Origin of the sequence: Streptococcus moroccensis (assembly GCF_030812835.1) — a bacterium.
GTDB lineage: Bacteria > Bacillota > Bacilli > Lactobacillales > Streptococcaceae > Streptococcus > Streptococcus moroccensis.
This window is the reverse complement of sequence record NZ_JAUSTM010000023.1, coordinates 1-15,112: the sequence shown is the minus strand read 5'-3', so window position 1 is coordinate 15,112 and position 15,112 is coordinate 1. Positions and strand designations below refer to the sequence as shown.

At 41.0% G+C, this 15,112-nt stretch carries 15 protein-coding genes; 12 read left to right on the top strand and 3 right to left on the bottom strand.

Translation table 11 applies throughout. From position 1 onward, the window contains the following. Positions 1 to 305: 305 nt before the first annotated feature. From fmt to J2S23_RS09385, 9 genes are all read left to right on the top strand, one after another. On the top strand, positions 306 to 1,235 hold the full coding sequence (gene fmt / locus J2S23_RS09425; protein ID WP_307122475.1) for a methionyl-tRNA formyltransferase: 930 nt from the start codon (positions 306 to 308) through the stop codon (positions 1,233 to 1,235). After that, a complete protein-coding gene (gene rsmB / locus J2S23_RS09420; protein WP_370868711.1) occupies positions 1,219 to 2,544 on the top strand; it encodes a 16S rRNA (cytosine(967)-C(5))-methyltransferase RsmB in 1,326 nt (441 codons plus the stop codon). The genes fmt and rsmB overlap by 17 nt, the downstream gene beginning before the upstream one ends. Before the next feature lie 24 nt (positions 2,545 to 2,568). Beyond that, positions 2,569 to 3,306 (top strand): Stp1/IreP family PP2C-type Ser/Thr phosphatase, encoded by a 738-nt coding sequence (locus J2S23_RS09415; protein WP_307122473.1) that lies wholly within the window; start codon positions 2,569 to 2,571, stop codon positions 3,304 to 3,306. Continuing rightward, entirely contained in the window at positions 3,306 to 5,135 is a 1,830-nt protein-coding gene (pknB, locus tag J2S23_RS09410; protein WP_307122472.1) for a Stk1 family PASTA domain-containing Ser/Thr kinase, read from the top strand. The genes J2S23_RS09415 and pknB overlap by 1 nt, the downstream gene beginning before the upstream one ends. 231 nt (positions 5,136 to 5,366) lie before the next feature. Further along, positions 5,367 to 6,068, top strand: a complete 702-nt coding sequence (gene liaF, locus J2S23_RS09405) for a cell wall-active antibiotics response protein LiaF (protein WP_307122471.1) — start codon at positions 5,367 to 5,369, stop codon at positions 6,066 to 6,068. Then, positions 6,065 to 7,090 (top strand): envelope stress sensor histidine kinase LiaS, encoded by a 1,026-nt coding sequence (locus J2S23_RS09400; protein WP_307122470.1) that lies wholly within the window; start codon positions 6,065 to 6,067, stop codon positions 7,088 to 7,090. Before liaF ends, J2S23_RS09400 begins: the two co-directional genes overlap by 4 nt. Next, on the top strand, positions 7,062 to 7,700 hold the full coding sequence (locus J2S23_RS09395) for a response regulator transcription factor (protein WP_370868710.1): 639 nt from the start codon (positions 7,062 to 7,064) through the stop codon (positions 7,698 to 7,700). The genes J2S23_RS09400 and J2S23_RS09395 overlap by 29 nt, the downstream gene beginning before the upstream one ends. 21 nt (positions 7,701 to 7,721) lie before the next feature. Then, positions 7,722 to 9,122 carry a Cof-type HAD-IIB family hydrolase gene (locus J2S23_RS09390; protein WP_307122468.1) on the top strand — a complete coding sequence of 467 codons (1,401 nt, stop codon included), beginning with the start codon at positions 7,722 to 7,724 and terminating at the stop codon, positions 9,120 to 9,122. Further along, on the top strand, positions 9,122 to 9,487 hold the full coding sequence (locus tag J2S23_RS09385) for a S1 RNA-binding domain-containing protein (RefSeq protein WP_307122467.1): 366 nt from the start codon (positions 9,122 to 9,124) through the stop codon (positions 9,485 to 9,487). Before J2S23_RS09390 ends, J2S23_RS09385 begins: the two co-directional genes overlap by 1 nt. Before the next feature lie 153 nt (positions 9,488 to 9,640). Here the strand turns inward: J2S23_RS09385 and cysK are convergent, their stop codons facing one another. Continuing rightward, complete coding sequence (gene cysK, locus J2S23_RS09380) at positions 9,641 to 10,564, bottom strand: cysteine synthase A (RefSeq protein WP_307122466.1); 924 nt, start codon at positions 10,562 to 10,564, stop codon at positions 9,641 to 9,643. 94 nt (positions 10,565 to 10,658) lie between these two features. After that, positions 10,659 to 11,288, bottom strand: coding sequence for a YigZ family protein (locus J2S23_RS09375; protein WP_307122465.1), 630 nt, complete (start codon positions 11,286 to 11,288; stop codon positions 10,659 to 10,661). 56 nt (positions 11,289 to 11,344) lie between these two features. Between J2S23_RS09375 and J2S23_RS09370 the strand changes: the two genes are divergently transcribed. The 3 genes from J2S23_RS09370 (at position 11,345) to hpf (ending at position 13,931) form a co-directional block, all read left to right on the top strand. After that, the gene (locus tag J2S23_RS09370; RefSeq protein ID WP_307122464.1) at positions 11,345 to 12,649 is read left to right on the top strand and encodes an ATP-dependent helicase ComFA; all 1,305 of its coding nucleotides are present in this window, start codon (positions 11,345 to 11,347) and stop codon (positions 12,647 to 12,649) included. Continuing rightward, complete coding sequence (locus tag J2S23_RS09365; RefSeq protein WP_307122463.1) at positions 12,646 to 13,311, top strand: ComFC family protein; 666 nt, start codon at positions 12,646 to 12,648, stop codon at positions 13,309 to 13,311. The genes J2S23_RS09370 and J2S23_RS09365 overlap by 4 nt, the downstream gene beginning before the upstream one ends. Before the next feature lie 80 nt (positions 13,312 to 13,391). Beyond that, complete coding sequence (gene hpf / locus J2S23_RS09360) at positions 13,392 to 13,931, top strand: ribosome hibernation-promoting factor, HPF/YfiA family (protein ID WP_307122462.1); 540 nt, start codon at positions 13,392 to 13,394, stop codon at positions 13,929 to 13,931. A gap of 59 nt (positions 13,932 to 13,990) precedes the next feature. Here the strand turns inward: hpf and J2S23_RS09355 are convergent, their stop codons facing one another. Next, a complete protein-coding gene (locus tag J2S23_RS09355; RefSeq protein ID WP_307122461.1) occupies positions 13,991 to 14,908 on the bottom strand; it encodes a magnesium transporter CorA family protein in 918 nt (305 codons plus the stop codon). Positions 14,909 to 15,112 lie beyond the last annotated feature (204 nt).

Genomic DNA, 15,112 nt, shown 5'->3' with positions numbered 1-15,112 from the left:
GACCAGGCCAGTTTAAGGAAAGCTGTCTGGTTTTTTGCTATAATAGAAAATAGAAAAATGGGAGAGAGAAAGAACTCCTAGCAAGTAACTAGAGGTCTTTCTGCTCCCTACTTTTGAATTAGGAATCTGAGACTTACTTTTCCAGATTGCTATACTGGGGCATTGGACTATGGCTACAAGGATATTGATACCTTGACGCAATGGCTCAGAAGACGACTGGTGCTAGTTATATCAGCTTCTTACCAGGTCTCAAAGTTTAGAAATCCACCTTAAGAAATAGTTGAATAAAGCAAGGAGAAAAAAAGATGAAACTTATCTTTATGGGAACACCGGAATTCTCTGCCAGAGTTCTAGAAGGAATTCTGGCAGACGACCAGTACGAAGTGGTTGCTGTGGTCACCCAACCAGATCGCTTAGTTGGTCGTAAGCGTGAATTGCGGATGACACCTATTAAAGAGCTAGCAATAGCTCATCAACTGCCTGTTTTCCAACCGGAAAAACTATCAGGTAGTCCAGAACTTGAGACACTAATGAGCTTGGATGCTGATGGGATTGTGACTGCTGCGTTTGGCCAATTTTTACCAGAAAAGCTCTTAAGAGCCTTTGATTTCGCGGTCAATGTTCATGCGTCCCTTTTGCCTAAATATCGAGGCGGAGCTCCTATTCACTATGCCTTGATCAATGGAGATGACCAGGCAGGTGTCACCTTGATGGAAATGGTTAAGCAGATGGATGCTGGGGACATGATTGCTAGTAAGTCCATAGCGATTTCAGACGAGGACACTGTTGGGACACTCTTTGAAAAATTAGCCTTAATAGGCCGCGATCTTCTGTTAGATAATCTTCCTGCCTATGCTGATGGAAGCCTCAAACCAATCCCTCAAGATCCGTCACAAGTAACTTACTCGCCAAATATCACCCCTGAGGAGGAGCGCTTAGATTGGCACAAGACCAATCGTCAACTCTTCAATCATATACGGGGGATGAATCCTTGGCCAGTTGCCCATACTTTTTGGTCAGGGGCAAGATTTAAAGTATATGAAGCATGGCCGGTTGAGGGTCACGGTCAGCCAGGTCAGGTGATTTCTAAAACAAAAACGGAATTAATCGTAGCAACTGGTCAGGGGGCTTTACGTCTCGATCGTGTACAACCTGCTGGGAAACCACAGATGGCCATCAAGGATTTTCTCAATGGCGTAGGTCGTACCATAGAAGTAGGTGATTATTTTGGTTAAAAGCTGGCAACACACTGCAAGAGGAACAGCTCTCTTGGTTTTGGGAGAGGTCTTTGATCATGATGCTTATTCTAACCTTGCTTTAACCAAGACCCTCTCAGGAAGTACCTTAACGAAACAAGATAAAGCCCTGGTTACAGAATTGGTTTATGGGACATTAGCTCGGAAAATAACCCTAGAATGGTATTTAGCCCATTACATTGAAGATAGGGATAAATTAGATAGTTGGGTCTATCACATACTGCTAGTCAGTCTTTACCAATTGATCTATCTCGATCGTTTACCTGCTCATGCTGTGGTCAACGAAGCCGTTCAGCTCGCTAAAGCTAAAAGAACACATGCAGAAGGGTATGTCAACGCCATTCTAAGAAAAGTTGTGGGGTCTTCTCTGCCAGATATTCAGAGCATCAAGCGACTCAATAAACGCTACTCTGTTCAGTACTCCCTACCAGTCTGGTTGATTAAAGTTTTAATAGAAGACTATGGTGAAACGAGGGCTTTTGCTATCTTTGAAAGCTTAGCTCAGCGAAATAAGGCTAGTGTGAGGGTAACACGACCTGACCAGTTGCGTGAGGTAGCAGAAGCAACCGGTAGTGAGCAATCATTGCTTTCTCCAGTCGGCTTAACCAAACCCAGCGGTCACTTTGCGTCTAGCGACTACTTCAAAGAAGGGTTGATAACCATTCAAGATGAGACAAGTCAATTAGTGGCACCGGTTATGAGACTTGAAGGACATGAGCAGGTTCTTGATGCTTGTGCTGCTCCGGGTGGTAAAACGGTCCACATGGCATCCTATCTAACGAGCGGCCACATAACTGCTTTGGACCTCTATGATCATAAATTAGCATTGATTCGAGAAAATGCCTTGCGTTTAGGGGTATCCGATAAAATTGAGACCAAACAATGGGACGCCAGAAAGGTCCATGACCTATTCGGAGCAGATCATTTTGATAAGATATTGGTTGATGCGCCTTGCTCGGGAATTGGGTTAATCCGAAGAAAAACAGATATCCGATACAAAAAAGAATTAAGCGATTTCCAGAGTCTCCAAAAAATCCAATTAGAGATTCTGGATAGCGTTTGTCAAACGGTTAAAAAAGGTGGTATAATAACCTATAGTACGTGTACGATTGTCCATCACGAAAATTTCCAGGTCATCCAGCAATTCTTAGCATCTCATCCTGAATTTGAACAAGTGATGTTAGATCATCCACAAAGGGATATTATGGTGGATGGTTGCCTATTGGTGACACCTGAGCTCTATATGACAGATGGCTTTTTTATCGCACAACTGAGACGAAAATTTTAAAAGTGGGAAGGAAACTTACCAAGAATGCAAATTTCATTATTAACCAATGTTGGTCAAAAAAGATCCAACAACCAAGACTATGTCAATGTCTACACTAACAAACAGGGAATCCAATTGATCGTGCTTGCTGATGGTATGGGTGGGCACCGTGCTGGTAACATTGCTAGTGAATTGGCGGCGACTGAACTTGGAAGTCTTTGGGTTCAGACAGCCATTGTTGAATTAAATGGTGTCAGGGAATGGTTTATGGAACATCTTGAAGGTGTTAACCGGACTATTCATGCCAAAGGAGAAGAAGAAGAATTTCAAGGGATGGGAACAACGCTTGAAGCAGTTGTTATTATTGACCGCCAAATGATCTATGCCCACATTGGTGATTCACGGATCAATTTGATTCGTGGCGAAGAGTTGCATACCTTGACGAGCGACCATTCCTTAGTGAATGCGCTATTAAAGGCAGGTCAATTAACTCCTGAAGAAGCCCAGGCGCATCCTCAGAAGAACATTATCACCCAATCGATCGGTCAAAAAGATCCTGTTGAACCTGATATTGCCATTCAAGTCCTAGAACCAGGTGACTATATTGTTATTAATAGTGATGGACTCACTAATATGATTTCGAATCAGGATATTTATGATATCATGGTTAGCGATGTCTCTTTGGATGATAAGGCAGAAACCTTGATACGCTTTGCTAATAATGCAGGAGGTTTGGATAATATCACAGTTGCACTTGTCCATATCGACAGGGAGGACGACTAATGATCCAAATCGGAAAAATATTCGCTGGGCGGTATAAGGTTCTTGACCAAATAGGCCGCGGAGGGATGGCGGATGTTTACCTGGCAAGGGATCTTATTCTTGATGGCGAAGAAGTTGCCGTTAAGGTACTAAGAACGAATTACCAAACAGACCAGGTGGCCATCCAGCGGTTTCAACGAGAAGCGCGGGCTATGGCTGATCTCGATCATCCTAATATTGTTCGTATCAGTGATATCGGTGAAGAAGATGGGCAACAATATTTGGCCATGGAGTATGTCGATGCGCTGGATTTGAAAAAGTATATCATGGACAAGGCTCCGTTTACGAATGAAGAAGCTGTCCGGGTGATGGCTCAAATCCTTCTAGCAATGCGCTTGGCCCATCAGCAAGGCATTGTCCACCGAGATATCAAACCACAAAATGTCCTCTTAACCAAGGATGGCACAGCTAAGGTTACTGACTTTGGTATTGCGGTTGCTTTTGCTGAGACAAGTCTTACTCAGACCAATTCAATGCTTGGCTCTGTCCACTACCTTTCTCCAGAACAGGCGCGTGGCTCGAAGGCTACCGTCCAAAGTGATATCTATGCGATGGGGGTAGTGCTTTATGAGATGTTGACAGGCCATATTCCTTATGATGGGGATTCGGCAGTCACGATTGCCCTTCAGCATTTCCAAAAACCCCTACCATCTATTATTGCTGAAAATCCAAATGTGCCTCAAGCACTTGAAAATGTGGTCATCAAAGCAACGGCTAAAAAATTATCGGATCGTTATCAAACCGTTGAGGACATGTATACTGACCTAGTGACCTGTTTGTCACCAAGGCACCAGTTGGATCGGAAATTAGTCTTCACAGATAACAAAGTCGATAGTAAGGTGTTGCCAAGAGTATCACCTGTTACACAAGGATACACCCCTACAAATGAGGCTCAGCTCGATCATAATAGTGATGACGTTTTTGAAATCAATGAAGCCCCATTAAAACCCAAGCGTCGGTTGCGAGCTAGGTTTAAACTCTTATTTGGAGCAATTCTGTTAACCTTACTTGCCTTACTTGCAATCTTTCTGACTAGCCCTACAACGGTAACCGTCCCTGATGTTTCAGGACAATCTTTAGAAGCTGCACAGGAAGCTATCGCAGCTGCTGGTCTTAGAGTTGACGAGGTTCGAGAGGAATCTAGTGATACTGTTCCAGAAGGGGTAGTCATCTCTACAGATCCTGCTGGCGGGACCAACAAACGTAAGAATTCCAGTGTTAAAATCATTGTCTCAAAAGGGGATCGTGATTTTGTAGTAGAAGATTATGTTGGCCAGGCCTATAGTGATGTTGTCAATGCTCTATATGAATTTGGGGTGGATGAAGCTTATATCACCATTGAAGAAGTTGAAAGCACCGAGTATCAAGTTGGAACAATCATTGAACAGTCCTTAAAGGCTGGAACTCTTTATGATCTTGATAAACCCAAACGCATGACCTTTAAGGTTGCCAAAGCACAGTCTACTGTGATGATGCCTAACCTAACTGGTTTAACTTACAAACAAGCTGTTAACGTTCTGGTCGGTCTTGGAATTAAGTCAGACCAAATCACCACTTCCCCAGAGCAAATTAGTGCAACAGCTGTGGTTGAATCGCAAAGTATTTACGCGTTTACCGAAATTTATCCAAGTGATGCAGAAGTTATTCTTTACTTTGTGGCAGAAGAGACTGAATCTATAGAAACGTCATCATCATCCACTGTCAGACCGTCTGCGTCAGCAACAGAAGAATCCTCGACGAATCCGGAAACAGAGCTGCCTGCTGAAGAGGACCTTGTTGTCGAAGAATAAACCTATTGACTTAGATTCAACGAGTCACTAAGATAGAAAACAGGAAGAACTCTAAAAATGACAGTTCTTCCTGTTTTTAATCAGAAAATCCGACGGTTTTCCTAATTAGCCAGAACTGGTAATCGAGTAGTTGTTTCTAAAGTTTCAGGGATAATCCTAATTTCCACCCCTAGACGGATTCAAAATCCTTATTTTTTGGTAAAATAGGGGTATTAGAAAACAGGGAATAGAATGAAAAAGATACAACTATTTTTAACGATTGAAGCCATTTTGTTAACAATGGCCTTGCTTGACATCATGTCTACGGACTTTCCACGCTTTGTTTTGCTTCTTTTTTTACTGATATTAGGAATTCGTTTCTACCTCGGTAATGATTCAGGGAACCTGCTCTTAACTGGGGCAGCCCTCTTTCTCTTTTTTACTGTAATGGCCAATCCTTATGTCATCTTAGCGGTTATCTTTGGCGTTATCTATATGATGCTTAACTCTTTTTCGCGGATGCAAAAGAGAGAAAATTATCAGTTTATCCAAATTGATCAAGCTCCAAGGCGTGTAAAAAGAGAGAGAATGCAGTGGTTCGGGAATCAGGACAATTTTAGTGGAAGCACTGTTTATCCTTTTGATGATGTCAACATTGTACGAGTCTTTGGCAATGATATCATTGACTTGACAGAGGTTGCATTGGCGGGAATGGACAATGTCATTTTGATTCGTAAAACATTTGGAACAACGAGGATTATTGTACCTGTTGGGGTTGAGGTGGATTTAACAGCATCAGCTGTCTATGGTCACCTTGAATTTTTGGATTTGGTTGGTTCTGATTTGCGTAATGAATCTGTTAAATTTCAAAGCCATGATTTTTTAAATGCTCAGAAAAAAGTTAAGATTGTCTGCAATACATTGTTTGGCGATATTGAGGTGAGTCGTCAATGAGAAAATCAGAAGTCTTCTTAATATTTATCTATTCTGGCTTGGTTGTCTTAATGATAGCGACAACCTTGATGTCTTTATTTAATATTGATTTGTTAAATTATGTCGACAACTGGCTCTTTATATCCCGACTGGTCTTGATTTTGGGGTTGTTTAGTCTGTCATTAGCCATTCTCGTTCTAGTCTTGCTTCAAATTGCAACACTTAATACGCGGTATCAGCTCAATAGGCAACTCAAACGGATATTAAACAATCAACCCTTGCGCAAGCAGGCTGACGACGAGTATAGTTTGGTTCTCCAGCGCCTTTCTAACAAAATGAATGAGGTCACGCAAACCCTACAGCAGATTGAAAATGGGGAATTGGAAAATCGTGAAACCATTGTTGAAGAAGAGAGAAAACGGGTAGCGCGAGATTTACATGATACCGTCAGCCAGGAATTGTTTGCAGCAAGCATGGTCTTATCTGGTCTTTCAGGGCAGTTAGCGACCCTAAAAACAGAGCAAATCAGCCAGCAACTTCAGACCGTCAGCGGTATTTTGGATTCTGCCCAGAAAGAATTACGTATCTTGCTTTTGCACCTAAGGCCTCTAGAATTAGAAGGAAAAACTCTGGTAGATGGGTTTCAGCTCATTCTGCAAGAAGTTCGTGATAAAAGTGACATCAAAGTTGTTTTTAATCATGATGATATTGATGTTCCCAAAACAATTGAGGCTCATATCTTTCGGATTGCTCAAGAGTTTATCAACAATACCTTGAGACATGCCCAGGCCAAGAATCTGGCTGTCTATCTTTTTCAAAATGAGCATGAATTGCAATTGCGAATGACAGATGATGGTATTGGCTATGATCCTCAGGAGATTGGTGAAGTGAGCTATGGGCTAAAAAACATAAGAGAGCGCGTAGCAGATATGGCTGGCACAGTAAGAGTAACCACAGCTTCTCGAAAAGGAGTGGCTATGGATATTAGAGTTCCCCTCATAACAAGGAGTGAAAATGGACAAGACAACAGTGATATTAGTTGATGACCATCAGATGGTTCGTCTGGGATTAAAAAGTTATCTGGATTTGCAAAATGACGTTGAGGTGATTGCAGAGGCTGATAATGGGAGAGAAGGTGTTGACAAAGCCCTAGCCCTAAGGCCAGATGTCATCATTATGGACTTAGTGATGCCCGAGATGACAGGAAGTGAAGCGACTTTAGCCATTTTAAAAGAGTGGCCAGAGGCGAAGATTTTAGTTTTAACATCTTATCTTGATAACGCCAAGATTTATCCAGTGCTTGAAGCAGGAGCAAAAGGCTATATGCTTAAAACCTCAAGCGCTGATGAAATCCTAAACGCTATTCGTAAGGTGGCGGTAGGTGAAGTTGCCATCGAAACAGAAGTGGATAAAAAAGTACAAGACATCAACGTCAATGCTCCGCTTCATCATCAATTGACCGCTCGTGAGCGAGATATTCTGGCCCTTTTAGCTAAAGGCTATGAAAACCAGAGGATTGCTGATGAGAGTTTTATTTCCCTAAAAACAGTCAAGACCCATGTTTCTAATATTCTTGCTAAACTGAATGTTTCCGATAGAACGCAAGCTGTCGTCTATGCTTTTGAACATGGACTAGTAGAAGACGATAATTAAAAATCATGGTATAATAGACCTATGGATGTTAAATTAAAGTACAAAGCTAAAAAAATTAAAGCAGTATTCTTCGATATTGATGATACCCTGCGTGTCAAATCGACAGAGTACATTCCACCATCAATCAAAAACGTTTTTACCCAGTTAAAAGAGAAAGGTATCCTTACAGGGATTGCATCAGGTCGAGCTTTCTACGGGGTTGTTCCTGAGATTCGCGACCTCAAGCCAGACTATTTTGTCACCATCAATGGTGCTTATGTTAAGACAGCTAAGGATCAAGAGGTTTATAGCCAACCCATCGCTCCTGACTTAGTACAGGCCTATGTCGATTGGACCAAGTCTGTCGGCATTGAGTATGGTTTTGTTGGGAAGGACCGAGCGGTTGTTTCCAAGGACAACGCCTTAATTGACAATGCCATTGTTCCTATTTATGGCAAGTTGCCTGCGGAGCCCGATTTTCACCTGACCAATGATGTCTATCAAATGTGGACCTTTGAAGACATTGGAGATAGCTTGGTTTTTCCAGAAGCATTTAGCAACGACTTGCGTCTGGTGCGTTGGCATCCTAATTCGTCTGATGTGGTCTTGACCCAAACGTCAAAAGCTGTTGGCGTTGCTAAGGTAGCTGAGAAAGAAGGATTAAACTCTGAGAACATTATGGTTTTTGGGGATGAGCTCAATGATCTAGAAGTTTTTGATTATGCAGGACTAGGTATTGCCATGGGAGTGTCTCACCCAGACCTACAGGCAAGAGCCGATTTTATCACAAAAACAGTAGAAGAAGATGGCATTCAGTATGCCTTGGAGGAATTTGGAATGATTGACAAACAACTGACGTTTCCACAAGTAAACTTAGACACCGTAACAGGACCTGTTGCGACGATCAAAACAAACCACGGGGATTTGATCATCAAACTCTTCCCTGATCAAGCTCCTAAAACAGTAGCCAACTTTATTGGTCTAGCTAAAGAAGGTTATTACGATGGTGTCATTTTCCACCGTATTATCAAGGACTTCATGATCCAAGGTGGAGATCCAACTGGTACGGGGATGGGCGGACAGTCCATCTATGGAGCTGAGTTTGAGGATGAGTTTTCAGAAGAACTCTATAATATCCGCGGGGCCCTTTCTATGGCCAACGCTGGCCCAAATACTAATGGTAGTCAGTTCTTCATCGTTCAAAATGATAGCCTAGCATATTCGGCTAAAGAACTCGTTCGCGGAGGCTGGCCACAAGAAATCGCAGCAGTTTATGCGACAGAAGGAGGCACACCGCATTTGGATCGTCGCCATACCGTTTTTGGCCAATTAGCCAATGCAGAATCTTATGTTGTCCTTGATAAGATAGCGGCAGTAGAAACCGGATTTCAGGATAAACCTGTTAATGATGTTGTCATTGAAACAATCGAGGTTGTGGATTAATGAAAACAGGAGACAAGCTAACGGGAATTGTAACAGGCGTACAACCCTATGGCGTTTTTGTTAGCTTGGGGGATGGCGCTGTTGGTTTAGTTCATATTTCAGAATTAAAAACGGGTTTTGTTGAAAATATTTACAAAGTCCTTGAAATCGGTCAGGAAGTTCAAGTTCAGGTTATTGATGTAGATGAATACTCTGGAAAGGCTAGTTTCTCCATCCGTAGTCTGGAAGAAGAAAAGCAAAAACCTCCTCGCAAGCATCGATTTTCAAGCAATAAGCGTAAATATGGTTTTGAACCACTCGCTCAAGCGATGCCAAAATGGATTGATGAAGGCTTTGACTATTTAACTCAAAAAGAAACGCCATGATTTGTGTCATGGCGTTTCTTTTTGGATTATGAAACAATGGTGGTATTGGTTAAGCAAGTATCTCAAATGTGACCTTGTAATACATAAAGTGGTTTAGAAAGTCTCCTTTGAGTCCGTGATCTTATCCAAACAGTCATTAATAGCCAACCATAATTAGTCAAAGTTATAAAGAGCAGTTGAAAGGTAACGCTCACCATTATCTGGTGCTAAGACCAGCACTTTTTTACCTGCACCAAGTTCTTTAGCTAGCTCGATGGCGGCATAGACAGCTGCAGAAGACGAAATACCAAGGAGGAAACCTTCCTGGCCACCGATAAGACGTCCTGTTGCAATCGCATTATCAGATGAGACACGAATGATTCCGTCATAGGATGCTGTGTCTAGGATATTTGGAATAAATCCTGCAGAAATACCTTGAATTTTGTGAGGCCCAGGCTTTTCACCAGATAAAACAGCGGACTCATCAGCTTCAACAGCATAAATTTTGACATGTAGATTAGCATTTTTTAGAACATGGGAGACGCCAGAAATAGTTCCACCAGTACCGACTCCAGAGACAAAAGCATCAAGTCCAGTTTCTCCAAAAGCTTCCAAAATTTCAGGACCAGTTGTTTTCTCGTGGATTTCAGGGTTAGCAGGGTTTTCAAATTGTTGAGGAACAAACCCTCCCCGTTCTTCCGCTATTTCTTGTGCTTTGGCAATGGCACCCTTCATTCCCTCAGCTCCAGGAGTTAAAACAAGTTCAGCTCCATAAGCTTGAATGATCTTACGGCGTTCGATAGACATGGTATCAGGCATAACGATAACAACTTTGTAGCCAAGAGCAGCACCTACCCATGCAAGTCCAATGCCAGTGTTGCCAGAAGTAGGCTCAACAATCGTATCACCTGGCTTAATAGCTCCGCGTTTTTCGGCATCTTTAATCATATTTAAGGCAATTCTATCCTTAACAGAAGAACCAGGGTTAAAAGCCTCTAATTTGATGTAAACCTCCGCTGCTCCGTCAGGGACAATTTGGTTCAGTTTAACGATTGGTGTATGGCCGACTAATTCAGTAATATTTTGATAAATAGTCATTAAAATCTCCTTACTATAATGTTTCTTACTATCTAGTATAATGGCACGACAAAGGTTTGTAAAATATAAAAAAGCTATCAGGATGATAGCCTTTCTATATCAGAGGAACTTCGATTTCTTGTCGTTTTGATGTCTCTATAGACGCTTTTCCTTGGAAAAACTCTGTTAAATCATCTAAGATGTCGTGAGTTTCTTCTTTATTCACGAAAATCTCAGTCTCAACATCCGTCGTGAATTGGGGATCGACTTCGTTAAGGGAATGGTTTTTGAGATAGGTCGAAAAAACTTGATATTGAGCATACGTTAAGCGGAGGCGAATCCCTTGTTGCTCCTTAATTTCAATTCGTCCGATGGCTTGAACGGCTTGGGAAACACTGCTGGCATAGGCTCTAATCAACCCTCCTGCTCCCAACTTGGTGCCTCCAAAATAACGTGTCACTACAGCTACAACATTTGTCAGTTCTAAGTTTTCTAAAACGCCCAACATTGGGACGCCCGCAGTACCACTTGGTTCACCATCGTCACTCGTTCGCTTAATCTCACTTTTTTCCCCTATAATAAAAGCAGAGCAGTTGTGATTGGCTTTATAGTGCTCTTTTTTGATTTGCATTATAAAATCGCGAGCATCTTCCTCAGTTTCAACACGAGCCAAATGGCAAATGAAGCGCGATTTTTTTATGATTTGTTCATCCATTCCGTTTTTAGCAATTGTTTTATATTCCATAAGAAGATTGTATCAGGAAAGCCTCTTTTTTTCAAAAGGAATACGAATAATAAAGTATGGAAAAGATAGAGGATTACAGAGGGCGCTTATTAACAGAGGACCAAGTTCCAGAACATCTCTTATCCCTAGCAATAAAGCTACCCGCCATTCTGGAGAAAAAAGGCAGGCGGTTATGTGGACGGTGCCGTGCAACTATTGACTTGGATAAAATGACATTGCCTAATGGCGCCAGCTATTGCAGAGAGTGTTTGCTGTTGGGCCGCGTCCGCAGTGACCAGTTTTTATATCACTTTCAACAGGAGTCTTTTGAACCACAAAACCCATTATTATGGCAAGGAAAACTAACCAAGTGGCAACAGGAAATTTCTAAGAATCTCCAAAAAAATAAGAAACTAAGAAAGAATTCTCTAGTTCATGCTGTAACAGGAGCTGGAAAAACAGAGATGATTTACCAGGTGATTACTGACACTATCGCTGAGGGGAGGGCAGTGTGCCTAGCAACACCAAGAATTGATGTCTGCATCGAACTTTATCGACGCCTCTCTCGAGATTTCGACTGTCCTATTGCACTCTTACATGGAGAATCCGACCCTTACTTCCGAACACCTCTTGTCATTGCAACGACTCATCAATTGCTAAAATTTTACCGAGCTTTTGATCTGTTGATTATTGATGAAGTTGATGCCTTTCCTTTTGTTGACAATGCTATCTTATACCAAGCGGTCGCTAATTGCTTGGCTGAAAACGGGTCTACGATATATCTAACAGCGACTTCAACGGATGCTCTGGACTATCAGGTTAAAAAAGGGCATCTCTCCTTGTTACGCTTACCGAGGCGTTTTCACGAAAATCCCTTGGTCGTCCCTAAGAAAATTTGGCTCCATCAATTCATGAAAAGTCTTCAAAAAGGCCGAATTCCTAAGAAACTCAGAAATGATATCGAAAAACAACGGCAGACTAGGTATCCATTATTGATTTTTGCTCCAGAAATTGACACAGGAAAAGAACTTTCAAAAGTACTAGGAATCTATTTTCCTGAAGAAGAGATTGGGTTTGTTTCTAGCCAAACGGAGGACAGATTGGATATGGTGTCTCGTTTTCGTGATGGAACATTAACGATTTTAATTTCGACAACCATTTTAGAGAGAGGAGTAACTTTTCCGGGAGTTGATGTTTTTGTAGTCGACGCCAACCATCGGTTATACACCAAGTCAAGTTTAGTTCAGATTGGTGGGCGGGTTGGACGGAGTAAAGACCGGCCGACAGGGATCCTAAACTTTTATCACGATGGGACAAGCCGTTCCATTGAAAAAGCTATTGCTGAAATCAAACAGATGAATAAGGAGAGCGGTTTGATATGAAATGTTTGCTTTGCCAACAGCCATTACAGCCTAAAATAAGTTTTAAAAACTTAATTCGTTTAGACTCAAAGCAGGAAACGCTCTGCCAAGACTGTTTTAAAACATTCAATCAAATAACAGCCCCATACTGTCCCACCTGCTATAAGATAGATCAAGCTGATTCTTGCCTAGATTGTCAGCTATGGGAAAGACAACACTTACCGGTTCATCATTTTAGTCTTTATTCTTATAATGACGCCATGAAACATTATTTTAAAACCTATAAGTTCACTGGTGATTATCTTTTAAGAGGGATTTTTGCAGAAGAGATTAGAACAGCTTTAAAACCATATGAAAAAGAATACCAGTTGATACCAGTTCCGATAAGTAGTCAAACGTTCAATACAAGAGGCTTTAATCAAGTGACGGGTCTATTAGATGCAGCGGGATTAGCTTACTCCGACCTTTTAAGAAAGGAGCACACTGAAAAACAATCCCATAAAAATCGTCAGCAACGGTTACAAGGCGCACAAGTGTTTCATGTAAATGAAAAATCAGATCTCAAGCAAAGAGTTTTAATTGTGGATGATATCTACACTACAGGAGCAACCATTCAAACCATAAAGCAACTAGTATTAGCTAAGGGAGCCAAAGAAGTTATCAGTTTCTCCTTAGCAAGATAAAGTAAACATTTGCTAAAAATAGTTGAAAACGATATAATAATGATATAGAAAGCGCTAACGCGTAGAAAAGAGGAACATCTATGATTAAGTATAATATCCGTGGTGAGAATATCGAGGTTACTGAAGCAATTCGGGACTACGTAGAGTTAAAAGTTAGCAAGATTGAAAAATACTTTAGTGAAGACGTCGAGCTAAATGCAAAAGTTAACCTTAAAGTTTACAAAGAAAAAACCGCAAAGGTTGAAGTAACCATTCCGCTTGGTAATGTGACATTAAGGGCAGAAGACGTCTCTCAGGACATGTATGGGTCAATCGACTTAGTTGTTGACAAGATTGAGCGGCAGATTCGTAAAAATAAAACTAAAATCGAACGTCGTCATCGTGAAAAAGTTCCTACTGCTCATCTCTTTACTGAAGAACTGGTTGAAGAAGAAGGGCCAGAAGCAAAGGTTGTTAGAACAAAACAAGTTGATCTTAAACCAATGAGTGTTGAGGAAGCTCTTCTTCAAATGGAACTTGTTGGCCATGACTTTTTCATCTTTACAGATGTAGAAACGAATGAAACCCATGTTCTCTACAAACGGGAGGATGGCAACCTTGGCTTGCTAGAAGCTAAATAATAGGCATTAGAATACAAAAAAGAAGTTTCCAAGTGGAAGCTTCTTTTCGATTGTCTACATTACCACCATTTCTTATGTTTAAAGTAAAGGATAGCAGAACTGAACAAAGTGATTGCTAAGATGATGACTAGAGGATAGCTTAAAGGATTATCTAGTTCAGGCATGTATTTAAAATTCATGCCGTACCACCCAACAAGAATATTTAAAGGTAGGCAACAAGATGTAACAATTGTTAATAGGGTGGTGATGCGAGCTTGTTTCATGTCTAAATTGGATTTATGCAGGTCTCTTACCTGGTTAAGGTAATCTAAAAGAGACGTCACATGTCCTAAAGAGCGCTCTAATCGTGCTGAAAACAGATTGAAAAAACGCAAGTTTTCTTCTATAAAAAAACCATTATCATTTTCAAAAAGTTCCTGAGTGAAATCAAGTAAATCTTGATAATGATTATTGAAAGACCTTAAATCACGGCGAAGCTGATTAACATGAGAAAGGTCAAGTGCGATCGACTGATCCACTAGGTGGTCCTCAAGATTCTCAAGTTGAGTCTCTATTGACTCCAAATAGCCAGAATCATCCTTGATGATGAGTTCAAGAAAATCATATATAAACCGTTCTAAACTAGGAGAACTCCATTTTTTTGACTTTTCAATAGAAGATAAAAGAGAACTGACAACGTCACTATCATCGATGAAAATAATCCCTCGTTCATCTAAAAAGAAGGAAATAACAGTGCCTCGAGCTTGATAATCAGTTCTGTTTAACAAATGGATATGTCCAGTGAGACTATCGAGGTTAACTTCGGCTTTTGTTTGATAAAATTGTAATGGCGAAAATTCCAAATCAATATCATTCCGGAAGTTAACCTGAAACTGATCCCATTCAGCAAGCGATAGCAACCCAACATAAGGAATAGACAATGAGAAAATATCGCCCTCGGAACAAGGAAATAAATTCTCTTCAATTTTGTAAAACATGGAACCTCCAATAGATTTTGTAAAAATATTATACAACAAAAGTCTTAAAATATAGGCGCCAAATGCACTAATACCAATGTTTTTCGCAACTTAAGAGAAAACGCTAAGTAAAAAAATAAAAAATTTAGGATAAAAGTATTGACAGGGATAGAAGTAGGTGGTATACTAAGATAGTTGTCTCGCGAGAGGCAGCTAAGACCATTG